Raw genomic sequence first — 529 nt, forward strand, 5'->3', positions numbered from 1 at the left:
TTGTTCACAGAGTGAATAACAGGTCACTTTGGTTGGGTGGAGCTGGTTATCTCTATAAAAGTACGATGGCCACAAGTGTATTCATGTAATGGAACAAGGTCTTGTTAATGCTGAGCATAGTATGGTTTTTAATATAAAGTAGAAATAATATTAAATATCAATGGATTGATATTTTTGAAGTGGTTTCTGCCCGAGGCCTTGGCAAAATTCACTAACTGGAGAACCTGGTCAGGCACACTTCCCCATCTGTTGAGCCTAATCAAGCACCGATTGAGCGGACAAGATTCCAATATCCCGTATGCCGATGTAGGTATCGCTGGCGTTATCCGGACCTGGTCCATCAGCGGCTGACAAAATCAGGTCCGCACATCGGTGCAAACGGTATCTGTACCACCACCGGCAACGACTGGGATGCATGCCGGGTTAAAGTCACTTTAAGCTCACTCACAGCATATCCGCACCGATGCAGAAAGTCATACCTACGGGCAAAGGGCAGATTACCGAGACCAAATCGGCAATCAAAAGCGGT

Annotated in this window: 1 protein-coding gene; it reads right to left on the reverse strand. The window is 45.7% G+C overall.

Going from position 1 to position 529, the window contains the following annotated elements:
• Positions 1–340: 340 nt before the first annotated feature.
• On the reverse strand, positions 341–529 hold a 189-nt coding region (locus tag HMPREF3107_RS12365; protein ID WP_210391409.1), incomplete at its 5' end, for a hypothetical protein.

The organism is Neisseria sp. HMSC31F04, assembly GCF_001807735.1.
Classification (GTDB): Bacteria; Pseudomonadota; Gammaproteobacteria; order Burkholderiales; family Neisseriaceae; genus Neisseria; species Neisseria elongata.